26 protein-coding genes are annotated in these 24748 nt (G+C 61.1%); 21 read left to right on the top strand and 5 right to left on the bottom strand.

Going from position 1 to position 24748, the window contains the following annotated elements; genetic code table 11:
* The first annotated feature begins 10 nt into the window (after positions 1–10).
* The 14 genes from tmk (at position 11) to araH (ending at position 12980) form a co-directional block, all read left to right on the top strand.
* The gene (gene tmk / locus M8Q45_RS16620; RefSeq protein WP_249875637.1) at positions 11–643 is read left to right on the top strand and encodes a dTMP kinase; all 633 of its coding nucleotides are present in this window, start codon (positions 11–13) and stop codon (positions 641–643) included.
* Positions 636–1622: a DNA polymerase III subunit delta' gene (locus M8Q45_RS16615; RefSeq protein WP_249875636.1), complete on the top strand. Its 987-nt coding sequence runs from the start codon at positions 636–638 to the stop codon at positions 1620–1622. The genes tmk and M8Q45_RS16615 overlap by 8 nt, the downstream gene beginning before the upstream one ends.
* A gap of 40 nt (positions 1623–1662) precedes the next feature.
* A complete protein-coding gene (locus M8Q45_RS16610; RefSeq protein ID WP_030137713.1) occupies positions 1663–2019 on the top strand; it encodes a PilZ domain-containing protein in 357 nt (118 codons plus the stop codon).
* A gap of 12 nt (positions 2020–2031) precedes the next feature.
* Positions 2032–2826, top strand: coding sequence for a TatD family hydrolase (locus tag M8Q45_RS16605; RefSeq protein ID WP_249875635.1), 795 nt, complete (start codon positions 2032–2034; stop codon positions 2824–2826).
* 384 nt (positions 2827–3210) lie between these two features.
* Complete coding sequence (locus M8Q45_RS16600) at positions 3211–3849, top strand: TetR/AcrR family transcriptional regulator (RefSeq protein WP_249875634.1); 639 nt, start codon at positions 3211–3213, stop codon at positions 3847–3849.
* Positions 3850–3987: 138 nt separating this feature from the next.
* On the top strand, positions 3988–4956 hold the full coding sequence (locus M8Q45_RS16595) for a GTP 3',8-cyclase MoaA (protein WP_249875633.1): 969 nt from the start codon (positions 3988–3990) through the stop codon (positions 4954–4956).
* 259 nt (positions 4957–5215) lie between these two features.
* Complete coding sequence (locus tag M8Q45_RS16590; protein ID WP_030137717.1) at positions 5216–5821, top strand: DUF4823 domain-containing protein; 606 nt, start codon at positions 5216–5218, stop codon at positions 5819–5821.
* A 15-nt stretch (positions 5822–5836) separates the two neighbouring features.
* Positions 5837–6397, top strand: coding sequence for a DUF1285 domain-containing protein (locus tag M8Q45_RS16585; protein WP_249875632.1), 561 nt, complete (start codon positions 5837–5839; stop codon positions 6395–6397).
* Positions 6398–6528: 131 nt separating this feature from the next.
* Entirely contained in the window at positions 6529–7275 is a 747-nt protein-coding gene (locus M8Q45_RS16580; RefSeq protein ID WP_249875631.1) for a FadR/GntR family transcriptional regulator, read from the top strand.
* Positions 7272–8147 (top strand): SMP-30/gluconolactonase/LRE family protein, encoded by an 876-nt coding sequence (locus tag M8Q45_RS16575; RefSeq protein WP_249875630.1) that lies wholly within the window; start codon positions 7272–7274, stop codon positions 8145–8147. The genes M8Q45_RS16580 and M8Q45_RS16575 overlap by 4 nt, the downstream gene beginning before the upstream one ends.
* 236 nt (positions 8148–8383) lie before the next feature.
* Positions 8384–9202, top strand: coding sequence for an SDR family oxidoreductase (locus tag M8Q45_RS16570; RefSeq protein WP_249875629.1), 819 nt, complete (start codon positions 8384–8386; stop codon positions 9200–9202).
* A gap of 174 nt (positions 9203–9376) precedes the next feature.
* Positions 9377–10381: a substrate-binding domain-containing protein gene (locus M8Q45_RS16565; protein WP_249875628.1), complete on the top strand. Its 1005-nt coding sequence runs from the start codon at positions 9377–9379 to the stop codon at positions 10379–10381.
* A gap of 75 nt (positions 10382–10456) precedes the next feature.
* On the top strand, positions 10457–12001 hold the full coding sequence (gene araG / locus M8Q45_RS16560) for an L-arabinose ABC transporter ATP-binding protein AraG (RefSeq protein WP_249875627.1): 1545 nt from the start codon (positions 10457–10459) through the stop codon (positions 11999–12001).
* A gap of 10 nt (positions 12002–12011) precedes the next feature.
* Entirely contained in the window at positions 12012–12980 is a 969-nt protein-coding gene (gene araH / locus M8Q45_RS16555) for an L-arabinose ABC transporter permease AraH (RefSeq protein ID WP_030137724.1), read from the top strand.
* A gap of 269 nt (positions 12981–13249) precedes the next feature.
* Here the strand turns inward: araH and M8Q45_RS16550 are convergent, their stop codons facing one another.
* The gene (locus M8Q45_RS16550) at positions 13250–13630 is read right to left on the bottom strand and encodes a Rho termination factor N-terminal domain-containing protein (protein WP_030137725.1); all 381 of its coding nucleotides are present in this window, start codon (positions 13628–13630) and stop codon (positions 13250–13252) included.
* 31 nt (positions 13631–13661) lie between these two features.
* On the bottom strand, positions 13662–14006 hold the full coding sequence (locus tag M8Q45_RS16545) for a hypothetical protein (protein ID WP_249875626.1): 345 nt from the start codon (positions 14004–14006) through the stop codon (positions 13662–13664).
* Positions 14007–14174: 168 nt separating this feature from the next.
* Between M8Q45_RS16545 and M8Q45_RS16540 the strand changes: the two genes are divergently transcribed.
* Positions 14175–14657 (top strand): GNAT family N-acetyltransferase, encoded by a 483-nt coding sequence (locus M8Q45_RS16540; RefSeq protein WP_030137727.1) that lies wholly within the window; start codon positions 14175–14177, stop codon positions 14655–14657.
* Positions 14658–14660: 3 nt separating this feature from the next.
* On the opposite strand, the gene M8Q45_RS16535 is transcribed toward M8Q45_RS16540, so the two are convergent.
* On the bottom strand, positions 14661–15293 hold the full coding sequence (locus M8Q45_RS16535; RefSeq protein WP_249875625.1) for a glutathione S-transferase family protein: 633 nt from the start codon (positions 15291–15293) through the stop codon (positions 14661–14663).
* Between the two features lie 189 nt (positions 15294–15482).
* Here M8Q45_RS16535 and M8Q45_RS16530 point away from each other — a divergent pair, with 189 nt between their 5' ends.
* From M8Q45_RS16530 to M8Q45_RS16510, 5 genes are all read left to right on the top strand, one after another.
* On the top strand, positions 15483–16466 hold the full coding sequence (locus M8Q45_RS16530; protein WP_249875624.1) for a 2-dehydro-3-deoxygalactonokinase: 984 nt from the start codon (positions 15483–15485) through the stop codon (positions 16464–16466).
* A gap of 18 nt (positions 16467–16484) precedes the next feature.
* Positions 16485–17105: a 2-dehydro-3-deoxy-6-phosphogalactonate aldolase gene (locus tag M8Q45_RS16525; protein ID WP_249875623.1), complete on the top strand. Its 621-nt coding sequence runs from the start codon at positions 16485–16487 to the stop codon at positions 17103–17105.
* Between the two features lie 49 nt (positions 17106–17154).
* Positions 17155–18303 carry a galactonate dehydratase gene (gene dgoD, locus M8Q45_RS16520; RefSeq protein WP_030137731.1) on the top strand — a complete coding sequence of 383 codons (1149 nt, stop codon included), beginning with the start codon at positions 17155–17157 and terminating at the stop codon, positions 18301–18303.
* A 266-nt stretch (positions 18304–18569) separates the two neighbouring features.
* Positions 18570–19880: an MFS transporter gene (locus M8Q45_RS16515; RefSeq protein ID WP_249875622.1), complete on the top strand. Its 1311-nt coding sequence runs from the start codon at positions 18570–18572 to the stop codon at positions 19878–19880.
* 59 nt (positions 19881–19939) lie between these two features.
* Complete coding sequence (locus M8Q45_RS16510) at positions 19940–20743, top strand: IclR family transcriptional regulator (protein ID WP_198797949.1); 804 nt, start codon at positions 19940–19942, stop codon at positions 20741–20743.
* 6 nt (positions 20744–20749) lie between these two features.
* Here the strand turns inward: M8Q45_RS16510 and M8Q45_RS16505 are convergent, their stop codons facing one another.
* Complete coding sequence (locus tag M8Q45_RS16505; protein ID WP_249875621.1) at positions 20750–21802, bottom strand: NAD(P)-dependent alcohol dehydrogenase; 1053 nt, start codon at positions 21800–21802, stop codon at positions 20750–20752.
* 179 nt (positions 21803–21981) lie between these two features.
* On the opposite strand from M8Q45_RS16505, the gene M8Q45_RS16500 reads away from it, so the two are divergent.
* On the top strand, positions 21982–22872 hold the full coding sequence (locus M8Q45_RS16500; protein ID WP_249875620.1) for an AraC family transcriptional regulator: 891 nt from the start codon (positions 21982–21984) through the stop codon (positions 22870–22872).
* 185 nt (positions 22873–23057) lie between these two features.
* On the opposite strand, the gene M8Q45_RS16495 is transcribed toward M8Q45_RS16500, so the two are convergent.
* Entirely contained in the window at positions 23058–24722 is a 1665-nt protein-coding gene (locus tag M8Q45_RS16495; protein WP_249875619.1) for an electron transfer flavoprotein-ubiquinone oxidoreductase, read from the bottom strand.
* Positions 24723–24748: the final 26 nt, after the last annotated feature.

Genomic DNA, 24748 nt, shown 5'->3' with positions numbered 1-24748 from the left:
AGGATCGCCCGTGACTGGCTTGTTTATCACACTGGAAGGCCCGGAAGGCGCCGGCAAGAGCACCAATCGCGAGTACTTGGCCGAACGCCTGCGGGCTGCCGGCATCGAGGTGGTGCTGACCCGCGAGCCGGGCGGCACGCCACTGGCCGAGCGGATTCGCGAGGTGCTGCTGGCACCGGCCGATGAAATCATGAATCCCGATACCGAATTGTTGCTGGTGTTTGCCGCGCGGGCGCAGCATTTGGCCGAGGTGATTCGCCCGGCGCTGGCTCGCGGCGCTGTCGTATTGTGCGACCGCTTTACCGATTCGACTTATGCCTATCAGGGCGGCGGGCGTGGCTTGTCCCTTGAACGCATCGCGACGCTGGAAACCTTTGTCCAGGGTGACCTGCGTCCCGACCTGACCCTGGTTTTCGACCTGCCAGTTGAAATCGGCCTGGCACGGGCAAGCGCTCGCGGCCGGCTGGACCGCTTCGAGCTCGAAGGGCAGGCGTTCTTCAACGCCGTGCGCAATGCCTTCCTGGGGCGCGCCAAGGCCGATCCGACGCGTTATCTGTTGATCGATGCCGCTCAGCCGTTGATGCAGGTCCAGCAATCGCTGGACGCACTGGTGCCGCGCTTGCTGGAGCGTGCCCGTGGCTGAAGCTTATCCCTGGCAGGACGGCCTTTGGCAGCAACTGGCCGGCCGTGCCCAGCACGCCCATGCCTACCTGCTGCATGGCCCGGTCGGAATCGGCAAGCGAGCGTTGGCCGAACGCCTGATGGCCAGCCTGTTGTGCCAGGCCCCGGCGGCCTCGAATGCCTGTGGTGAATGCAAGTCTTGCCTGCTGCTCAAGGCCGGTAGCCATCCTGACAATTACGTGCTGGAGCCGGAAGAGGCGGACAAGGCGATCAAGGTCGACCAGGTTCGGGACCTGGTCAGCTTCGTGGTCCAGACCTCGCAAATGGGCGGGCGCAAAGTGGTGCTGATCGAGCCGGTGGAGTCGATGAACATCAACGCCGCCAACGCCTTGCTCAAGAGCCTCGAAGAGCCTTCCGGCGATACCGTGCTGTTGCTGGTCAGCCATCAGCCGAGCCGTTTGCTGCCGACCATCAAGAGCCGGTGCGTTCAGCAGGCGTGCCCGCTGCCCAGCGAAGCAATGAGCCTGCAATGGCTGGGCAAGGCCTTGCCCAACAGCTCCGATGAAGAGCGCGTCGAACTGCTGACCCTGGCCGCCGGCTCGCCGCTGGCGGCGGTCAGCCTGCAGGCCCAGGGCGTGCGCGAGCAACGGGCCCTGGTCGTGGACGGCGTGAAGAAACTGCTCAAGCAGCAGCAATCGCCGACACAACTGGCCGAGGGTTGGAACGCCATCCCCTTGTTGCTGTTGTTCGACTGGTTCTGCGATTGGTCGAGCCTGATCCTGCGCTATCAGCTCACCGAGGACGAAGCCGGTCTCGGATTGCCGGATATGCGCAAGGTGATCCAGTACCTGGCGCAAAAAAGCAGCCAGGATAAAATCTTGAACATTCAGGACTGGATTCTTGCCCAACGTCAGAAGGTGCTGGGCAAGGCGAACCTCAATCGCGTGTTGCTGCTGGAGGCGCTGTTGGTGCAATGGGCGAGTTTGCCTGGTCGTACCTGACAGAGACACTAGACTCAGCTCAATCGCAGCGGAGATCAGCATGAACGAACCTGTCAGTCCCGGGCCACGCAACGGCATCCTGTCCCTGACCATCAAGGACAAGTCAGTGCTTTACGCGGCCTACATGCCGTTTATCAAGAACGGCGGCCTGTTCATTCCCACCAACAAGAATTATCGCCTGGGCGACGAGGTGTTCATGCTGTTGAGCCTGATGGACGAAGCGGAAAAGATACCGGTCGCCGGCAAGGTCATCTGGATAACCCCCAAGGGCGCCCAGGGCAATCGGGCCGCCGGCGTTGGCGTGCAGTTCAACGAGGGCGACAACTCGGCCCGCAATCAGATCGAAACCCACCTGGCCGGATCGCTCAAGTCCGACCGTCCTACCCATACGATGTAGTTCTGGCCCCTTATGCTCGTAGATTCTCATTGCCACCTCGATCGCCTCGACCTTGCCGCCCACGGCGGTTCCCTGGATGCCGCGCTGGATGCCGCGCGCCAGCGGGGCGTCGGACACTTCCTGTGCATCGGCGTCAGCGCCGACAACGCTGCCGACGTCAAGGTCCTGGCCGAACGTTATGAGGATGTCGATTGTTCGGTCGGCATCCACCCGCTGGACGTACAACCCGATGCCACGCCCGCCCTGGACTGGCTGCTGCATGAACTCGACCACCCTAGGGTCGTTGCCATCGGCGAAACCGGCCTCGATTATCACTACGAGCCGGAGGCCGCCGATGTGCAGCAGGCGTCGTTCCGCTTGCACCTGGAAGCCGCAAGACAGACCGGTAAGCCAGTGATTATCCACACCCGTGGGGCCCGGGCCGATACCTTGGCCCTGTTGCGCGACGCGGCGCTGCCCCAGGCCGGTGTGTTGCACTGCTTCACTGAAGATTGGGACATGGCCAAGGCTGCGCTGGACATGGGTTATTACATTTCCTTGTCCGGTATTGTCACGTTCCGCAATGCCGACGCCTTGCGCGACGTGGCCAGCAAGGTGCCGGCCGATCGCCTGTTGGTCGAGACCGACTCGCCTTACCTGGCGCCAATCCCGTATCGCGGCAAGCCAAACCTTCCGCAATACGTGCGGGAAGTGGCGGAGTTCCTGGCGATGTTGCGGGGGGAATCCTATGGCCGGTTCGCGGAGCAAACCACGGAAAACTTCAAGCGCCTGTTCCCATTGGCGCGCGTCTGTTCGCCGAGGGGCTGAAACCGAGGCAAAAAAAACCCGGGTTCTGGGGGGTGAATCCGGGTTAAGACCATTAGGAGTAAAACAAAGGCACGCGGTCCGTTGGCACCTTTATCGGCACGTCACTTGGGGGAGATGTCGCGCCGACAGTTCAAGTATTGATCACTATGGCAGTGCGTCCAGTTTGACCGGGTTGGTTTTTAAACAAATTTGGAATACGTTCGCTTCGGATAAGTTCTCACTGTGCCTGACGCCTGCATGGCGATAAGGCACTCGCTGAAACGGAGGAGCCGGATTTGCACGGTTTTGTTGAGATCTACGGCCCAAAACGGATGATCCGTGCATTTTTGCGTAAGTTAGGCATAATACCCGGCTTCGAATTTTGACCCTTCAGACCTTTTTCTTATGCACAAAGAACCCCGTAAGGTCCGTGAGTTTCGTCGCCGCGAGCAGGAAATTCTCGACACCGCGCTCAAGTTGTTCCTCGATCAGGGCGAAGACAGCGTCACCGTCGAGATGATTGCGGATGCCGTGGGTATCGGCAAAGGCACGATCTATAAACACTTCAAATCCAAGGCCGAGATCTATCTGCGCCTGATGCTCGATTACGAGCGCGATTTGAACGAGCTCCTGCATTCGGCCGATGTCGACAAGGACAAGGAGGCCCTGTCCCGGGCCTACTTCGAGTTCCGCATGCGCGACCCGCAACGTTATCGCTTGTTCGATCGCCTGGAAGAAAAGGTGGTCAAGGGCAACCAGGTGCCAGAGATGGTCGAGGAGCTGCACAAGATCCGCGCTTCGAACTTCGATCGCCTGACCCTCTTGATCAAGGGCCGGATCAGCGAAGGCAAGCTCGAAGACGTGCCGCCGTATTTCCACTATTGCGCTGCCTGGGCATTGGTGCATGGCGCGGTGGCGCTGTATCACTCGCCGTTCTGGAGCAACGTGCTGGAAGATCAGGAAGGTTTCTTTCAGTTCCTGATGGACATCGGCGTGCGCATGGGCAACAAGCGCAAGCGCGACCCGGAAGCCCCGAGCAGTTGAGGCATTCAGCTACCTGATTGCGCCATGTCCGCTTACATGGCGCAGTGCCCGAGGAATATACTCAGGCTTGGGTCTTGCGAAAACTTGATTTCTAGGTCAATTTTCTCGGGCTCGATTCTTCTTTCGCCGGAGTGATCCATGATCGTTGACCGTCAAGGCAGGCGTTTTCGCAATTTGCGGATCAGCCTGACTTCAGCCTGCAATTACGCCTGTACCTACTGCGTGCCAGACGGCAAGCGGTTGGTGGCTGCGCAGGATGAATTGTCGGCCGAGGCGATGGCGCGAGGCGTGGCTTATCTGATCGAGGCCGCCGGTATCGAGCGGTTGCGCATCACCGGTGGCGAGCCGCTGGTCAGCCCCAAGCTCGAAAGCTTCATGACGGCGGTGGGGCAGATGGGGCTGGAAGACATCAGCCTGACCACCAACGGTCAGTTGCTGGCGAAGAAATTGCCGTTGCTGGTAAACGCCGGTATCCGTCGCATCAATGTTTCCCTCGACACCCTCGACCCTGCTGCGTTTCGCAGCATCGCCCGTGGCGGCGACCTGGCGACCGTGCTGGACGGCATGGAACAAGCCCGGGCCGCCGGGATGAAAATCAAGGTCAACATGGTGCCGTTGCGCGGGCAGAACCTCGATCAGGTAATGCCGTTGCTGGAGTATTGCCTGGAGCGTGGGTACGAATTGCGCTTCATCGAGTTGATGCGCATGGGCCACCTGGCCAGCGATTCCAACGCGTTCCTGCAACAGTTCGTCAGCCTCCAGCAACTGCTGAGCCTGATTGGCGAGCAATACGAATATCTGCAAGCCGATGCGCCCGTCGATGCGACAGCCGTGCGTTACGAAATTCCGGGGCTAGGCCATTTTGGCGTGATCGCCAACGAGAGCGTGCCGTTCTGCCGGACCTGTTCGCGACTGCGCTTGTCGTCCACCGGCTGGCTGCATGGCTGCCTGTCGTCGAGTAACCGTCACTTCGTCGGCGATCTGCTGGACAAGCCTCGCCACCAAGCCTTGCCGGCGCTCCAGCGTCTGCTGGTCAAGGCGCTGGGGGACAAGCAGGAAGTGGCGTTCTCCGGTGGCGCAACCATCATGAAGATCATTGGCGGCTGATCGGTTTTTGGGTTGTAGGAGCTGGCGAAGCCTCGGGCCGCGTTCGGACGATCTTTTGATCTTTTGATCTTTTGATCTTTTGATCTTTCGCTCCCGACTCAATTGGCAGGGGAAAGATCGCAGCCTCGCTTCGCTCGGCAGCTCCTACAGCAGGATCAAGGTATTCCAAGGCGCAAATCCAACCACCCTTCGAGCTGGCGCAAAAGCTGCATCCCACGGCCATTCGCCGGTTTTCCGTCACCGGTTCTTGGAGGATAGGATGCGTAGCCTGTTTTTGCTGCTGACCGTTTTGACGCTTGGTGGCTGCATGAATGTCAGCGACATGGGGGAGGGCGTTCGTTATCACATGAGCGATGCCGGCCTGCTGGACCACAGCGACAGCCGCCGCGTGAACAATCTGCGCATCCAGCCGGACTCTTTTATCTATATCGCCCAGGGCGCTTTCGCTCCGCCAGGCAGCGCCTATCCTCGGCCCAACGTCGTGGCTGAAGAAGCCTTCAATGGTTTCATCGAATATTTCCCGATGGTTCGTCGTGCCCGAGTCCCGGAAGGCCTCGACCAGGCAATGGGCGAAGCGCGGGCCGCCGGTGCCCATTACCTGCTTTATACCCGCTTCGCCAAGGCCGACAACCGCATCGGCAACACCGACGAATGGCTGGATGAAGAGGCTGTGGATCGCCTGGGCGTCGATACCAGCGTGATTCAGATCATGTTGATCGAGACCAGCACCCAGTATTTGATTGATACTGCACGTATCAAGAGCCGTGGCGGTTTGCTGACGTTGCACGACAAGCAGCCACAAGACCTCATTGCTACGCCGTTGCGTGAGTACGCCCGCAGCCTGCTGGGGATGAGCGACGAATAAACAGAAGGAGGCACCATGAGCGGACCGCAAAAAGCCAATGACCTGCTGGGGCAGATCCCCAAGACCAAAGGCCTGCCGCCGGTCCACTTGTGGAACCCCGACTTCTGCGGCGACATCGACATGCGTATCGCCCGGGACGGCACCTGGTATTACCTGGGCACGCCCATCGGGCGCAAGCCGATGGTCAAGCTGTTCTCCACCATCATTCGCCGCGACGGCGATGATTATTTCCTGATTACCCCTGTGGAAAAGGTCGGCATCAAGGTCGATGACGCGCCCTTCGTGGCGGTGACTCTTGAAGTCGAAGGGCAGGGGGAAGGGCAATTGTTGCGCTTCACCACCAACGTCGAGGAAATCACCGAAGCCGGCCCGGAACATCCGATGCGCGTGGTGATCGATCCCCAGACCCAGGAACCGGCGCCCTACGTGCATGTGCGCAGCAACCTCGAAGCCTTGATCCATCGCAATGTGTTCTACCAGCTGGTGGAACTGGCTGTCAGCCGCGAGATCGACGGGCAGCGTTGGTTGGGCGTGTGGAGTGGTGGCGAGTTTTTTCCCATCGGCCTCGAACCTTGACCCTCTGAACACCGAGGCGCCGCTTTCGCGAGCAGGCTCGCTCCCACAGTGGTGATGCAAAATTCAAATTGACACCCAATCGTATGATGATTAGCGTGGGCGCCTGACAAAAAAACGCCCACGGGGTATTCATGTCCAGCAGTTTTCACGCATCGACCGTCGATTGGCTGGGGGGCTGGATTGCCGCCGGCCAGGTCAAGCCTGGGCAAACCATCAAGGTCGAAGCAGACCTTGGCGAGCAACTGGGCGTCAGCCGCACGGTGATTCGCGAGGCCATCAAGACGCTGGTTGCCAAAGGCATGCTGGAGGTCGGGCCGAAGGTCGGCACGCGGGTGCTGCCGGTGCGCCGCTGGAATCTGTTTGATCCGCAAGTGGTCGGCTGGCTGTCACGCAGCGGCCTGCCGGAAAACTTCGTCGACGACCTGTTGGACCTGCGACGCACCATCGAACCCATGGCCGTCCGATGGGCCTGCGAACGGGCGACGGCCGAGCAGGTGCAGGCGATCCGCGTGGCCTATCATGCCTTGGAGCGGGCGGTGGACAGCGGCGCGGATTACAACCGCGCCGACCAGTTCTTCCACGAATGCATCCTCGCCGCCAGCCACAATCAATTCATCGAACAAATGGTCCCGGCCTTGGGCGCGTTGCTGGCGGTTTCGTTCGAGGTGTCGGCGGCCGACCCGGACGAACTGCGCCGCACCTTGCCGATCCACAAGGATATTGCCGAGGCGATCGCCGCACGGGATGCGACGCGAGGCGTCTGGGCCTGCATGACCCTGATCGATAACGCAGACCTGGCCATCAAGCGCTTTTACCCTAATGTCATGGCCGGTCGAACAGATAACGCCGGGGCACCCGGGAACAGGAGGTTTCAATGATGTGGACGGCCTTGACAGAACACCGCGCGAAGCTGGGTGAGGGGCCATTCTGGGATGAGCCGACCCAGGCGCTGTATTGGGTCGACATCATCGGCAAGCAGGCGTTGCGGCTGATTGGCGCGAACGTACAGATCTGGCAGATGCCCGAACACGTCTCGGCGTTCATCCCGACCCAGAGCGGCGACGCGTTGGTGACGCTGAGCAGTGGTGTCTACCGGTTGGATCTCGATTCGCCAGGGTTGGAGCCGCGCCTGAAGCTGCTGTGCATGGCCGATCCCCAGCCAGGCAACCGCGCCAACGAAGCCCGCTGCGACGCGTTGGGCCAGCTCTGGCTCGGTACCATGCAGAACAACATTGGTGAACATGGCGAAGACCTGCCTGTCGAGCGGCGTTCCGGCGGCCTGTTCCGTGTCGGGACCGATGGCCGTGTGATGCCGTTGCTGCGTGGCCTGGGCATTCCCAACACGCTGTTGTGGAGCCCCGATGGCACGACGGTGTATTTCGGTGAAAGCCTGGACGGTACGCTGTACCGTCATTTCATTTATCCCGATGGCAAGCTGGCGCCGGCTGAAGTCTGGTTCGGGCCCCATTCCCGTGGCGGCCCGGACGGTTCGGCCATGGATGCGCGGGGCTATGTCTGGAACGCTCGCTGGGACGGCAGTTGCCTGCTGCGGTTGCATCCGGACGGCCATGTCGATCGGGTGATCGAATTGCCGGTCAGTCGCCCGACCAGTTGTGTATTCGGTGGGGAAGATCTCAAGACGCTTTACATCACCAGTGCGGCCAGTCCACTCGGTCATCCGCTGGACGGTGCGGTGCTGTCGATGCGCGTCGATGTGCCGGGCGTGCCTTGTACGCGGTTCGCGGGCTAAATCCCAGAATATGGGATGTAAATATATATATTGAGATTATTTGGCGGTCGGGTTTATAGTCGGCTCCATCAGCAGTACGCACTCACACTAAAAAAACAAAACAGGTGAAGCGATGCATCGATCTTTTCCCGGACGCCCTGGCGGCGTCCGCGAGCCACTCTTCGTCCAGGCGCTGTCAGGCCGGCCATCCCTGGATGTCCGGTTTTTGTCGTGCCTGCCTGCGGGAGTCATGATTCATGGCTGACGTGCTGTGCTTGCCGCCCGTGCCCGAGCCTCCCAAAGGCCAGCGACTGAAAGACAAGGTCGTACTGCTGACCGGCGCGGCCCAGGGCATCGGTGAGGCAATCGTGGCCGCGTTCGCTTCGCAACAGGCGCGACTGGTAATCAGCGACATCCAGGCTGAAAAGGTCGAGGCCGTTGCCGCCCACTGGCGCGGACAGGGTGCGGATGTGCAGGCGCTGGAGGTTGACGTTTCGAACCAGCAGGATCTGCACGCCATGGCCCGTCGGGCTGTTGAACTGCACGGTCGTATCGACGTGCTGGTGAACTGCGCTGGCGTCAATGTGTTCCGCGATCCGCTGGAAATGACCGAAGAGGACTGGCGCCGCTGCTTCGCCATCGACCTGGATGGCGCCTGGTTCGGTTGCAAGGCGGTGTTGCCGCACATGATCGAGCAGGGCGTGGGCAGCATCATCAACATTGCCTCGACCCATTCGTCCCACATCATTCCTGGCTGTTTCCCGTATCCCGTCGCCAAGCATGGTCTATTGGGCCTGACCCGCGCCCTGGGCATCGAATACGCCCCCAAGGGCGTGCGCGTGAATGCCATCGCGCCGGGCTACATCGAGACGCAACTGAACATCGATTACTGGAACGGCTTCGCCGATCCCCATGCCGAGCGCCAGCGCGCGCTGGATCTGCACCCGCCACGGCGTATCGGGCAGCCGATCGAAGTGGCGATGACGGCGGTGTTCCTGGCCAGTGACGAAGCACCGTTTATCAATGCCTCATGCATCACCATCGATGGTGGACGTTCGGTCATGTACCACGACTGAACATTCTTGGATTGCGGTAGGAAACTTCGCCTGTAATCCAATCATCATACGATATGACTATTTGGACCTATGCTGTGCAGTAACACGATTTGAGCGACCAGCCTGCGCATTTCCACCCACGTGGAGCAGATCCCTGGACGTTTGGCTTTCAATAAAAAAAACAAGGAGTCAGCTATGAAACATCGTCGTGGGATCCGTTCCCTGTGTCGCGCCGCCCTGGCGGTGACCGCGGTCAGCCTCAGCAGCCACTTGCTGGCGGCCGATGCGGTAAAAATCGGTTTCCTGGTCAAGCAGGCCGAGGAGCCCTGGTTCCAGACCGAATGGGCGTTCGCCGAGAAGGCGGCCAAAGATAAAGGCTTCGAATTGATCAAGATCGCCGTGCCCGACGGCGAGAAAACCCTCTCGGCCATCGATAGCCTGGCCGCCAACGGTGCCAAGGGCTTTGTAATCTGCCCGCCAGACGTGTCCCTCGGCCCGGCCATCATGGCCAAGGCCAAACTCAATGATCTCAAGGTGATTGCCGTCGACGACCGTTTTGTCGATTCCAAAGGCAAGTTCATGGAAGACGTGCCGTACCTGGGCATGGCCGCGTTCGAAGTGGGCCAGAAGCAGGGCGCCGCGATGGCCGCTGAAGCGAAAAAACGTAACTGGGACTGGAAGGAAACCTACGCTGTCGTCAACACCTTCAACGAGCTGGACACCGGCAAGAAGCGCACCGACGGTTCAGTCGATGCCCTGAAAAAAGCCGGAATGCCAGAAGACCATATCCTGTTCACGGCGCTCAAGACCCTCGACGTTCCCGGCAGCATGGACTCCACCAACTCGGCGCTGGTGAAGCTGCCAGGCGGCGCGAAAAACCTGATCATCGGCGGCATGAACGACAACACCGTGCTGGGCGGCGTGCGCGCCACCGAGGCCGCCGGGTTCAAGGCGGACAATGTAATCGGCATCGGTATCAATGGCACCGATGCCATCGGTGAGCTGAAGAAACCGAAAAGCGGCTTCTTCGGTTCGATGCTGCCGAGCCCGCACATCGAAGGCTACAAGACCGCGGAAATGATGTACGAGTGGATCACCACCGGCAAGGAGCCGCCGAAGTACACCGCCATGGACGAGGTGACGCTGATCACCCGGGAGAACTTCAAGCAAGAGCTGGAAAAGATCGGCCTGTGGAATTGATGGCTGGTTGATTCAAAAGCGGCCCTGGTCACACGCGTGACCGGGTCGCTTGATCTCTGTAAGTTCGAGGTGGTTATGCAAGCGCAAACAGCGACACGGCAACACAACATCGGTGGCAGCTTGCGATTCAACGGGATCGGTAAATCCTTTCCCGGCGTGCAGGCGCTGGCCAATATCAGTTTCGTCGCGCATCCGGGGCAGGTGCATGCCTTGATGGGCGAGAACGGCGCGGGCAAGTCCACCTTGCTCAAGATCCTCGGTGGCGCCTACATTCCGAGCAGCGGTGATCTGCAGATCGGCGAGCAGACGATGGCCTTCAAAGGCACCGCCGACAGCATCGCCAGTGGTGTCGCGGTGATTCACCAGGAGTTGCACCTGGTGCCGGAAATGACCGTCGCGGAGAACTTGTTCCTCGGCCATTTGCCGGCGCGTTTCGGCCTGGTCAATCGAGGCGCGCTGCGCCAGCAGGCGTTGGCACTGCTCAAAGGCCTGGCGGATGAAATCGACCCGCAGGAAAAAGTCGGTCGTCTTTCCCTGGGTCAGCGCCAATTGGTGGAAATCGCCAAGGCCTTGTCCCGAGGCGCCCACGTCATCGCCTTCGACGAGCCGACCAGCAGCCTGTCGGCCCGGGAAATAGACCGTTTGATGGCGATCATCGCCCGCCTGCGGGACGAGGGCAAAGTGGTGTTGTACGTCAGCCACCGCATGGAAGAGGTGTTCCGCATCTGTAATGCGGTGACGGTCTTCAAGGACGGTCGTTATGTCCGCACCTTCGAAAACATGAGCGAGCTGACCCATGATCAGTTGGTCACGTGCATGGTCGGTCGCGATATCGAGGACATTTATGACTACCGTCCCCGGGAGCGCGGCGATGTGGCATTGCAGGTAAAAGGCCTGCTCGGGCCGGGCTTGCGTGAGCCGGTGAGTTTCCAAGTGCACAAGGGCGAGATTCTCGGCCTGTTCGGGCTGGTCGGCGCCGGTCGCACCGAGCTGCTGCGCCTGCTCAGTGGCCTGGAGCGCCAGAGCGAGGGCAGCCTGGTGCTGCACGGCAAGGAACTGAAGCTGCGCTCACCCCGTGATGCCATCGGCGCCGGCGTGTTGCTTTGCCCGGAAGACCGCAAGAAGGAAGGCATTATCCCGTTGGGTAGCGTGGGCGAGAACATCAACATCAGCGCTCGTCCGGCTCATTCCGCGCTCGGCTGCCTGCTGCGTGGCGACTGGGAGCGGGGCAATGCCGACAAGCAGATCAAGTCGCTGAAGGTGAAGACCCCGGCGGCGAGCCAGAAAATCATGTACCTGTCCGGCGGCAACCAGCAGAAGGCGATCCTGGGTCGCTGGCTGTCGATGCCGATGAAAGTCCTGCTGCTGGACGAGCCGACTCGTGGCATCGACATTGGTGCCAAGGCCGAGATCTACCAGATTATCCACAACCTGGCGGCCGACGGTATCGCGGTGATTGTGGTGTCCAGTGACTTGATGGAAGTGATGGGCATTTCCGACCGAATCCTGGTGCTCTGCGAAGGGGCCATGCGTGGCGAGCTGCCGCGCGACCAGGCCAACGAATCCAACCTGCTGCAACTGGCGCTGCCGCGCCAACGCGTTGCCGACGCGGCGAACTGAGAGGTAAATCATGACCATTCAAAACAATGCACTGCCAACGGCACGCAAACCCCTGGACCTGCGCCGCTTCCTCGACGACTGGGTCATGCTGCTGGCGGCCATCGGCATCTTCGTGCTCTGCACCCTGATGATCGACAACTTCCTGTCGCCGTTGAACATGCGGGGCCTGGGCCTGGCGATTTCCACCACCGGCATCGCCGCGTGCACCATGTTGTATTGCCTGGCGTCCGGGCACTTCGACTTGTCGGTGGGGTCGGTCATTGCCTGTGCCGGCGTGGTTGCGGCAGTGGTGATGCGCGACACTGACAGCGTTTTCCTGGGTGTGAGCGCGGCGTTGGTGATGGGGCTGATTGTCGGCCTGATCAACGGCATCGTGATTGCGAAACTGCGGGTCAATGCGCTGATTACCACGCTGGCGACCATGCAGATCGTGCGTGGCCTGGCCTATATCTTTGCCAACGGTAAAGCGGTTGGCGTTTCCGAAGAATCTTTCTTCGTCTTCGGCAACGGCCAGTTGTTCGGCGTGCCGGTGCCGATCCTGATCACCATTGCCTGCTTCCTGTTCTTCGGCTGGCTGCTGAACTACACCACGTACGGGCGCAACACCATGGCCATCGGTGGCAACCAGGAAGCGGCGTTGTTGGCAGGGGTGAACGTTGATCGCACCAAGATCATCATCTTCGCCGTGCACGGCATTATTGGTGCGCTGGCGGGTGTGATCCTGGCCTCGCGCATGACCTCGGGCCAACCGATGATCGGCCAAGGCTTCGAGCTGACCGTGATCTCGGCCTGCGTGCTCGGTGGGGTTTCGTTGAGCGGCGGCATTGGCATGATCCGCCACGTCATTGCAGGTGTTCTGATTCTGGCGATCATCGAGAACGCGATGAACCTGAAGAACATCGACACGTTCTACCAGTACGTGATTCGCGGCTCGATCCTGCTGCTGGCGGTGGTGATTGACCGGTTGAAGCAGCGCTGAAGATTCTTTCAGCCGATACACCGCCTTCGCGAGCAGGCTCGCTCCCACAGAGTTCTGTGCCAAGTCTCAAGACTTCGGCACAGTGCAGAACCCGGGTGGGAGCGAGCCTGCTCGCGAAGGCGTCGGCACATCCAACACTTCCTTGGCTGACCCACCGCTTTCGCGAGCAAGCTCGCTCCCACAGGTTTTGTGTCAAGGCCAGGCGTCCTGAGGTGCATCACAGACCCTGTGCGAGCCTGCTCGTGAAAGTATCTTCCCTGACCCAACAATCACCCAGCCTTGCGCAACGCCTCCACCAGTTCCTGCTTGCGCATCTTCGAACGCCCGGGAATGTTTTTCGCCCGGGCTTCCTTCATCAGGCTATCCACCGTTTGGGCCTCATGGGAGGCTTTGCTGGTGCGCGGATGACCCTCGCGGGACTTGGCGGCGCGCCGGGCTGATTCCTTGCGGTCGGACTGTTTCGCTTCGGCGGGTTTTTTCTTGCCGGAGCCACCGGAGCGCTCGCCGCCGCCCGACTGCTTGTTGACGGTGGCCCAGGCCCGAGCCTCGGCCTCGCCCTCCGACACACCTTTGTGCTCATAGCTCTCTTCGATGTGCTCGGCCTTGCGTTTTTGCTTGTCGGTGTATTTGTCTTTGCTTCCACGAGGCATGGGATGTCTCCTCCTCAGTGTCCGGGTAGGCCTACTGGCTGGCGGCGCCACCTTCAGAGCCCGAGCCTCCGGTCGTGGTTTTCGAACCCACACCGGTCTCGGCGTTGTCGGGGGCGTTGGAGTCGGGGGTGTTCATGCCGCCCTGACGCCCCGTGTCGTTACCCTGGACCCGTGGATCGGTGCCCGTCGCAGGTGGCTGGCCATTGTTCAAGGTGCCGCCGGTGCCGTCGGTGTTCAATTTGGGCAAGCCTTGGGTGGCGGGCGAGTTCGGTGCCTGAACCGGGTCGGTCGGCCCGGTCCCCGAGGTCGTGGCCGCGAATGCCGCCGAGGACAACAATGCCGCGAAGGTGAATGCTGTCAGCCTTGAATTGATCATGGTGTCGCCTCCATTTTTTGGAATGCTTGCCAGATTTTTGGCCGCGCTGGAGCGGGGTTGGTGCCTGAGGGGCGACGAACGGCGCTGTGGACGTTTGTCTGCAGAAGATGTGACGAGCGCCGCCGGGCGGCTTAGTATGGCGCTTTCAATTGGCGACAAGGCCTGTACATGTCCATCGAGATCCGTCCCGCGCAACCCAGCGATGCGCCGCAAATCCTTGCGTTCATCACCGAGCTTGCCGATTACGAAAAAGCCCGTCACGAAGTCATCGCCAGCGTTGCGGACATTGAGCGCAGCCTGTTCAGCGAAGGCGCGACCGCCCACGGCTTGATCTGCCTGCGCGATGGCGTGCCGATCGGTTTCGCGGTGTTTTTCTTCAGCTATTCCACCTGGCTGGGCAGCAATTGCCTGTACCTCGAAGACTTGTACATCACACCTGAACAGCGCGGTGGCGGAGCGGGCAAGACGCTGTTGCGGCATCTGGCGAAGATCGCCTGCGACAACGATTGCGGTCGCTTCGAGTGGAGCGTACTGGACTGGAACACCCCGGCCATCGACTTCTATAAGTCCCTCGGCGCGCAACCCCAGGAAGAGTGGGTGCGCTACCGCATGGATGGCAAGGTGCTCCGGGACTTTGCTAACGGCAACTGAGGTTCATGAGTACGCGCCGGACGCGTACTCGGCAAACCCTGGCCGCTGTTCGAGCCGCTTGCAATAAGCGGCCACTGCCGGGTAATCCGGACGCTCCATGGGCGTCTGGCGCCAGCGATGTGCGGACAGGCCGATGAGCACGTCCGCCAGGGAAAAGTCCGCGCCGGCCACGTAAGCGCCGGTGTGGTTCAGCTGTTGTTCCAGCAAGCCCATCTTGTCGTTCCAGCGTTTGACGCCGGCGGCGATGAGTTGTGGATCCTGGAAATCCGGGTGCTTGCGCACCAGTCCGTAAAACGCATCGCCCCACGACGGGTTGAGCTCGGTGGCTTGCCAATCCATCCACTGCTCTACACGCGCCCGTGCGGCAGGTTCGACGGGTAGCAGATCCTCGCGCCCGTACTTGCCTACCAGGTAGCGGCAAATGGTGTTCGACTCCCAGAGCACGCCGTTCTCATCGATGATCACCGGCACCTGGGCGTTGGGGTTGAGCGCCAGGAACGCCGGGTCGTGGGTCGAGGCAAAACCGATGCCCCAGTCTTCGCGCTCATAGCCGATGTCCAGTTCCTGGCAAGTCCACAAGACTTTTCTGACGTTGATCGAGGAAGTGCGTCCGAGGATTTTCAGCGGTTGTTCCATCACTTTTTTTCCCTGAGTTGTTTGGCGTCCGGTCAGAAAACGTAGCAGGGTCTTGGCTGGATGGCGATGGTTTTGCGGTTATTACAAAATCCCAATATATGGGAGTGATATTTATATATTGAGATTCTGCTGCCCCCGGGTTTATAGTCCGCCTCACTCACTGCCCAATAAACAAAACAGGTGAAGCGGATGCAGGCGCAATTGATCGCGCTCGATTGGGGGACCACCTCATTACGGGCTTACAAACTTGCCGCGGGAGGCGAGGTGCTCGAACAGCGTTCGCTGTCGTCGGGGATCATGCAGTTGCCGTCCGGGCCGCGAACCGTGGCCGGCCAGGTCTGCACCGATGGTTTTGAGCTGGCCTTCGATGAAGCCTGCGGCGACTGGCTGGATGCGCAGCCAGGCTTGCCCGTCATTGCCTGCGGCATGGTGGGCAGCGCCCAAGGTTGGCGGGAAGCGCCTTACTGCGACACACCGGCAAACGTCGCCAATCTCGGACATTCCCTACAAGTCATTCGGAGCCTTCGTGGTGTCGATGTTCACATCGTGCCAGGAGTGATCCAACGCTCCCGGCTGCCCAACGTGATGCGCGGCGAAGAAACCCAGGTGCTCGGTGCGTTGCACAGCCTGCCGAACGAAGCGGTGCTGATCGGCTTGCCGGGCAGCCATTCGAAATGGGTGGAAGTGACCGACGGCTGCATCGTCCAGTTCGACACTTTCATGACCGGCGAGATCTTCGCCGTGCTCAGTGACCACAGCATTCTCGGCCGCACCCAACAGCGTGGCGCGGCGTTCGATGGCGTGGCTTTTGATCGCGGCGTGCAGGTGTCGCTGTCGACGGATGGGGAGATCGGTCCGTTGTCCACCGTGTTCAGCGCCCGCAGCCTGGGCCTGACCGGCGAGCTCGGCGCGAGCGCCCAGGCCGATTATCTGTCGGGCGTCCTGATCGGCCATGAGCTGACGGCCCTGGCCGCCGTGCAACGTCATCGGCGCAACAGCGTTCACCTGCCGACCGTGGTGCTGATCGGCAACGCTCAACTGTGTGCCCGTTACCAGCGGGCCCTCGACGCCTGCGGTTTCGCCCGGGTGACCCTGGCCGAACAGGCCACCGAGCGCGGTTTGTGGCAACTGGCCGTGGCGGCCGGGCTGCTCGAAACCAGCGCATCGCGTTAAACCTACTGGAGACCTGACATGCTCACACAAGCGCTGGCGCACAACGGCCTGATCGCGATCCTGCGCGGCCTGCGCCCCGAGGAAGCGGCATCTATCGGTGAAGTCCTTTATGCCGCTGGATTTCGCGTCATCGAAGTGCCGCTCAATTCCCCCGACCCGTACGAAAGTATCCGCATCCTGCGCAGTACCTTGCCCACCGATTGCCTGATCGGCGCGGGCACCGTGCTGACGCCGGAACAGGTGGAGCAGGTCAAAGCCGCGGGTGGACAAGTGATCGTCATGCCTCATAGCGATCCGAACGTCTTGCGGGCGGCGAAAGCGGCGGGGCTGTACCTGTCTCCCGGCGTTGCCACACCGACCGAAGCCTTTGCCGCGCTGGCCGAAGGCGCCCATGTGCTGAAGATGTTCCCCGCCGAGCAAATGGGCCCGGCGGTGGTCAAGGCCTGGCTCGCGGTGCTGCCGGCCGGGACGGTGCTGGTGCCGGTGGGCGGGATCACCCCGGACAACATGGCGGTGTTCGTCGAAGCCGGCGTGAAGGGTTTCGGCCTCGGTTCCGGGCTGTTCAAGCCGGGCCTGACAGCGGATGAAGTGGCGGAGCGCGCCAAGGCCTACGTGGCCGCATGGAATGCCTTGAACTGAAGACTTTTCCAGCGCCCCGCGCGCTGCATCTGACAAGAGAGACAACAAGATGAAAATCACCAAACTGACCACGTTTATCGTTCCGCCGCGCTGGTGCTTTCTCAAGGTCGAGACCGACGAGGGCGTGACTGGCTGGGGCGAACCCGTTGTCGAAGGCCGTGCCCATACAGTGGCGGCCGCCGTTGAAGAACTGTCCGATTACCTGATCGGCAAAGACCCACGCAACATCGAAGACATCTGGACCGTGCTCTATCGCGGCGGCTTCTACCGTGGCGGCGCCGTGCACATGAGCGCCCTGGCTGGTATCGACCAGGCATTGTGGGACATCAAGGGCAAGGCCTTGGGCGTGTCGGTCAGCGACCTGCTGGGCGGCCAGGTGCGGGACAAGATTCGTGTGTATTCCTGGATCGGCGGCGACCGTCCGGCGGACACCGCCCGGGCGGCGAAAGAGGCGGTAGGGCGGGGCTTCACCGCAGTGAAGATGAACGGTACCGAAGAGCTGCAGTTCCTCGATACCTTTGAAAAAGTCGATCTCGCCCTCGCCAACGTGGCGGCGGTGCGCGATGCGGTCGGGCCGAACGTCGGCATTGGCGTGGATTTCCACGGCCGTGTGCACAAGCCGATGGCCAAGGTGCTGATGAAGGAACTCGACCCCTACAAGTTGATGTTCATCGAAGAACCGGTGCTCAGCGAAAACTACGAAGCCCTCAAGGAATTGGCGCCGTTGACCAGCACCCCGATTGCATTGGGCGAGCGGTTGTTCTCGCGTTGGGATTTCAAGCGGGTGCTCAGCGAAGGCTACGTCGACATCATCCAGCCGGATGCGTCCCACGCCGGCGGTATCACCGAGACCCGCAAGATCGCCAACATGGCCGAGGCCTACGACGTGGCGCTGGCGCTGCACTGCCCGTTGGGCCCGATCGCACTCGCAGCGTGCCTGCAACTGGACGCGGCTTGCTACAACGCTTTCATCCAGGAGCAGAGCCTGGGTATCCATTACAACGAGAGCAACGACCTGCTGGATTACATCAAGGATCCGCAGGTGTTCGACTATGACAAAGGCTTCGTGAAAATCCCCAATGGCCCGGGCCTTGGCATTGAGATCAACGAGGAATACGTCATCGAGCGAGCGGCCATCGGCCACCGCTGGCGCAACCCGATCTGGCGCCATGCCGATGGCAGTTTTGCCGAGTGGTGATTGCCTAGGCAACTCACATTCCATGTTGGCGAGGGAGCTTGCTCCCGCTCGACTGCGTTGTAGGCGCTGTGTAGGAGCTGCCGAGCGAAGCGAGGCTGCGATCTTTACCCCAGACGCTTGAGTCTCAAGCGAAAGATCAAAAGATCAAAAGATCGCAGGCTCCGCCAGCGCCTACAGAGCCCCGCGGGAGCAAGCTCCCTCGCCACGTGGTTGACGTGACCGCTCATTAGCTTCGTCCTCGATAAACATAAAAAGAGGCACCTCACATGCAAGCGCACACCCTGAGCGCGCAGGCGTCGTTGGTGACGCCCAGCCGCAAGCGTTTTTTCATCATGGTCCTGCTGTTCATCACCGTGGTGATCAACTACCTGGACCGCAGTAACCTCTCGATCGCCGCCCCCGCATTGACCAGCGACCTGGGCATTGATCCGATCCACGTCGGCCTGATCTTCTCGGCGTTCGGCTGGACCTATGCCGCCATGCAGATCCCCGGCGGCTGGCTGGTGGACCGGGTGCCGCCGCGTATCCTTTATAGCGTGGCGTTGCTGTTATGGTCGGTCGCCACGGTAATGCTCGGTTTCGCCGCCAGTTTCATCGCCTTGTTCGTGCTGCGCATGGCCGTCGGCGCCCTGGAAGCGCCGGCCTACCCGATCAACAGTCGCGTGGTGACGACTTGGTTTCCCGAGCGCGAACGGGCCACCGCCATCGGCTTCTACACCTCTGGGCAGTTCGTCGGCCTGGCATTCCTGACGCCTGTGCTGGCGTGGCTGCAACACGCGTTTGGTTGGCACATGGTGTTTGTCGCCACGGGCGCGGTGGGCATTCTCTGGGCGGTGATCTGGTACGCGGTGTATCGCGAGCCACGGGATTTCAAAGGCGCCAACGCTGCTGAGATCGAGCTGATCCGCGAGGGCGGCGGACTGGTGGATATCCAGGCCGAGACTGCCAAGGCCAAGGCTAAATTCAACTGGAGCGACCTCGGCATCGTCCTGACCCAACGCAAGTTGTGGGGCATTTACCTGGGCCAGTTTTGCCTCAATTCCACGCTGTGGTTTTTCCTGACGTGGTTCCCGACTTACCTGGTGAAATATCGCGGCATGGACTTCATCAAGTCCGGCCTGCTGGCGTCGTTGCCGTTCCTCGCAGCGTTTATTGGCGTGCTGTGTTCCGGGTTTTTCTCCGACTGGCTGATCCGTCGCGGCGCCACGGTGGGGTTCGCGCGCAAGCTGCCGATCATTGGTGGCTTGCTGATTTCCACCTCGATCATCGGCGCCAACTTCGTCGAGTCGACGCCACTGGTGATCGCATTCCTGGCCCTGGCATTCTTTGGCAATGGCCTGGCGTCCATCACCTGGTCGCTGGTATCGACCCTGGCGCCGGCGCGGCTGCTCGGCTTGACCGGCGGGGTGTTCAATCTCATCGGTAACCTGGCGGCCATCGCCACGCCGATCGTCATTGGTTTCCTCGCCAGTGGCGACTCGTTTGCCCCGGCCATCACCTATATCGCCGTGCTGGCCTTGATGGGCGCGCTGTCCTACATCCTGCTGGTCGGGAAAGTCGAGCGCATCGAGTTGTAGTCCGACGGGGCGGGCGACCATAATGCCGCCCGTTCCCCGCTCACTGTTGAAGGCCGGCTATGCAGCAAGACGATCCAAAAATCATCAAGGATGCCGCCCCTACCGGTACGCAGACATTGCTGCGCGGCCTGGGCGTGGTCCAGGCGGTCGCCAGCGGTGCCCGCGACTTGAAGGAAATCGCCCGGCTGATCGGCACCACCCGCAGCACCACCCATCGCCTGGCCAGTTGCCTGGTGGACGAACGTTACCTGCGCGTGGTGCCGCAAGTGGGCTACCTGCTGGGGCCGAAGTTGATCGAGCTGGGTTTCCAGGCCCGGGAAGAATTGCCATTGGTGAGCCTGGCGGGGCCGTACCTGGACGAGCTGTCGGCGCTGACCGGGGACACCGTTCACTTGGCGATTCGCGAGGGCGACGAAGTCTTGTACCTGCTGAAGAATCCGGGGCGTAACGGTCCGGAAATGCGCTCGCGCGTGGGCCATCGCATGCCGCTGGCGCGGACCGGGATCGGCAAGGCGCTGATGCTTGATGACTCCCAGGAACAATGGAAGCGGCTGTATGAAATCAGCTTGCCGGCGGGTGGGAAGAATCAGTTCTGGCCCCAGCATCAAGAGCAATCCTGGGAACAGTTCCAGCAACGGATGGTGGAGTATGTGGCGGGGGGCTATGCCTTCGACCTGGAGGACAACGAACCGTCGATCCGATGTGTGGCGGCGCCGATCCGCGACGCTGGCAAGCGCATCGTTGCCGGTATCAGCATCGCCAGCACCGTGCCGTACATGCCGCTGGAAAAGATGGCCGAGCTGATTCCCCTGGTCAAAGGGGTCACAGCCCGGCTGTCGGCGGAGCTGGGTGCCAAGGTCTGACGAGCGTCAGGCCTTGAGCGTCGCCATGTCGATGACGAAGCGGTATTTCACATCCCCGGCGATCATGCGGCTGTAGGCCTCGTTGATCTGGCGGATGTCGAGCATTTCAATGTCGCAGCTGATGTTGTGCTCGGCGCAGAAGTCCAGCATCTCCTGGGTTTCTGCGATACCGCCGATCAGCGAGCCGGCGAGCACTCGGCGACCCAGGATCAGTTTTGCCGCGTGTACCGGTGGGTCGACCGGCTCGACCAAGCCCACGATGATGTGCACGCCGTTGAAATGCAGCGTGTCGAGGTAGGGGTTGAGGTCGTGCTGCACCGGAATGGTGTCCAGCAGGAAGTTGAAACGTCCTGCCGCCGCGGCCATCTGTTCGGCGTCGGTGGACACGATCACATGGTCCGCGCCCTGGCGACGGGCTTCTTCCGCCTTGCTCGCGGAGCGGGTGAACAGTGTCACTTCCGCGCCCATGGCCTTGGCGAACTTGATGCCCATGTGGCCCAGGCCGCCCATGCCCAGCACACCGACCTTGTCACCGGCCTTCACGCCGTAGTGCTTGAGCGGCGAGTAAGTGGTGATACCGGCGCAGAGCAGCGGTGCGGCGCTGGCCGGGTCAAGCGTTTGCGGGATGCGCAGTACAAAGTGCTCGCTGACCACGATGCTGTCGGAATAGCCGCCCATGGTGTGGCCGCCACTGATGCGGTCCGGGCTGGCGTAGGTCTGGGTCATGCCTTCCAGGCAGTATTGCTCCAAGTCAGCCCGGCAAGCTTCGCACTGGCGGCAGGAGTCGACCATGCAGCCCACGCCTACCAGGTCGCCGACTTTATGGCCGGTGACATTCGCACCGACGGCGGTGACTTTTCCGATGATTTCATGGCCGGGCATCAACGGGTAAACGGCGATGCCCCATTCATTGCGAGCCTGGTGGATGTCGGAGTGACAGACGCCGCAGTAGAGAATGTCGATCGCCACGTCGTCGGCGCGCGGGCTGCGACGCTCGAATTTCATTGGGGCGAGGGGAGTGGTGGCCGATTGGGCGGCGTATCCGATGGCTGTGTACATGATGGACCTCGCTAAGCAGTGAACGGTGAGGGTTCCATTTTGGGAGTCCTGGCGGCAGGCGGCGATGGCGATTCCTACGCCTGTCATGCCTAATCCTCCGGCGTTGGCCAGGATTTGATTTCTTGTGACGCAAGACCTGCGATGATGGTTTCATCCCTTTTTTCGTGAAGTTTTCGCCTATGTTGTTGACCCGCCATCTCGATGCGAACGCGACGCTGGTTTCACTGATAGAACCCTTGGCGACCCGTGACGGTTTCGTCCCTACGCGACTGCCTGGCGTGCACGCGCTGCGTGCCAGCCAGGATGTTGCTCGTGGCCCGCAGCTCTACGAGCCGAGCCTGGTGATCATTGCCCAAGGCAGCAAACTGGCCTACCTGGGGCCACGCACAATGGAATATGGCGCCGGGCATTATCTGATCCAGGCGTTGCCGGTGCCGTTCGAATGCGAAACCTACGCCATGCCCAATGCTCCGCTGTATGGCGTTTCCGTTGCGATCGATCGGGCGATGCTGGGGGAGCTGGTGCTGGCCATGGGATTGATGCCCGGCCGGAACCTGCCGCCGCAGACACCGGAATCGATGACCAGCGCGGTGCTCGATGACGCCATGCGTGGGGCTGTCGAGCGGTTGTTGCGCTGCTTGCACGATCCATTGGAGTGTCAGGTCATGGGCCAGGTGCGGCTGCGGGAATTGCTCTTCGTCGCGTTGCGCGGGCCCCAGGCCGATGTGTTGCGGGCGCTGGTGGAACAGCAAGGCCAGTTCGCGCGGATTGCCGTGGCCCTGAGCCATTTGCATGCGCATTTCACCGAGCCGCTGAACGTCGAGACGCTGGCCAGTTGCGCGAACATGAGCGCTTCGACCTTTCATGAGCATTTCAAGCGCAGCACATTGTTGTCGCCGGTGCAGTATCTCAAGCGCTTGCGCCTGCTCAAGGCCCAGCGGCTGCTGCTCATTGAGGGCATGGGCGTGGCCCAGGTCGCGCATCAGGTGGGGTACCAGAGTCCGTCGCAGTTCAGCCGGGAGTACAAGCGTTACTTCGAGCGCAATCCTGGGGAAGAGCGCGTCGCTTGATCCACTGATATCCCCCCCGGTGGGAGCGAGCTTGCTCGCGATAGCGGTGTGTCAGCCGACATCTGTATTGAATGAAGAATCGCTATCGCGAGCAAGCTCGCTCCCACATCGGGCTGTGGTACTGCTTGGATGGCAGGCAACAAAAAGGCCCCCATTGTGGGAGCCTCGATGTCCAGCGTGTCGGCTTACATGTTCGGGTAGGTCGGCCCGCCAGCGCCTTCCGGCGTGACCCAGGTGATGTTCTGTGCAGGGTCCTTGATGTCGCAGGTCTTGCAGTGAACGCAGTTCTGGGCGTTGATCTGGAAGCGCTTCTCGCCGTCTTCCTTGGTAATCACCTCGTACACGCCGGCCGGGCAGTAGCGCTGGGCGGGTTCGTCGTACAGCGGCAGGTTCTTGGTGATCGGGATGCTCGGGTCAGTCAGCTTCAGGTGGCAAGGCTGTTCTTCTTCGTGGTTGGTACCGGAGATGAACACCGAGCTGAGTTTGTCGAAGCTGAGCTTGCCGTCCGGTTTCGGGTAGTCGATCTTCTTGCATTCGGCCGCCGGCTTGAGGCAAACGTAATCCGGCGTGGTGTCGCGCAGGGTGAACGGGATCTTGCCGCCGAAGATGTTCTGGTCGAGCCAGTTGAAACCGCCGCCGACGATCGCGCCGTACTTGTGGATTGCTGCACCGAAGTTGCGGCTGGCGAACAGCTCTTCGTACAGCCAGCTGTTCTTGAAGCTGTCGACGTAGGCGGTCAGTTCATCACCGCCTTCGGACTCGGCGAACAGGCGATCGGCCACGGCCTCCGCGGCGAGCATGCCGGACTTCATGGCGGTGTGGCTGCCCTTGATCTTGGCGAAGTTCAGGGTACCGAGGTCGCAACCAATCAGCGCGCCGCCCTTGAAGACCATTTTCGGCAGCGAGTTCAGGCCGCCCTTGGCGATTGCGCGGGCGCCGTAACTGACGCGCTTACCGCCTTCGAGGTACTGCTTGAGCACCGGGTGATGCTTGAGGCGCTGGAATTCGTCAAACGGCGACAGGAAGGTGTTGCTATAGGACAAGTCGACGATCAGGCCGACCACCACCTGGTTGTTTTCCAGGTGATAAAGGAAAGAGCCGCCGGTGTTCTCGGTGCCCATGATGTCCAGCGGCCAACCGGCGGTGTGGACCACCAGGCCTGGTTGATGCTTGGCCGGATCGATTTCCCAGATTTCCTTCAGGCCGATGCCGTAGTGCTGGGCGTCGGCGTCGCTGTCCAGGTTGAAGCGCTTGATCAGTTGCTTGCCGATGTGGCCGCGGCAGCCTTCGGCGAACAGCGTGTATTTGCCACGCAATTCCATGCCAGGTGTATAGAGGCCTTCCTTCGGGTGGCCTTCGCGGTCGACACCCAGGTCGCCGGTGATGATCCCGCGAACCACGCCGTTTTCGTCGAACAGCGCTTCCTGGGCGGCGAAGCCCGGGTAGATTTCCACGCCCAGGTTCTCGGCCTGCTGGGCCAGCCAGCGGCACAGGTTGCCCAGGGAAATAATATAGTTGCCTTCGTTGTGCATGGTCTTGGGCACAAAGAAGTCAGGGATTTTGCTCGCGGCCTCGGCGTTCCTCAGGACATAAATGTCATCGCGCACAACGGGCGTGTTCAATGGCGCGCCGAGTTCTTTCCAGTCCGGGAACAGTTCGTTCAAGGCGCGGGGCTCGAACACCGCGCCGGAGAGGATGTGCGCACCGACTTCGGAACCTTTTTCGACCACGCAGACGCTGATTTCCTTACCGGCTTCGGCGGCCTTCTGTTTCAGTCGGCAGGCGGCAGACAGGCCAGCGGGGCCGGCACCGACGATGACCACGTCGAATTCCATGTATTCGCGTTCCACAGGCTATCTCCTACTCAAGGCTCACA

The sequence above is a fragment of the Pseudomonas sp. T1.Ur genome (genome assembly GCF_023516725.1).
Lineage (GTDB): Bacteria > Pseudomonadota > Gammaproteobacteria > Pseudomonadales > Pseudomonadaceae > Aquipseudomonas > Aquipseudomonas alvandae.
This window is presented reverse-complemented; position numbering and strand designations above follow the sequence as displayed.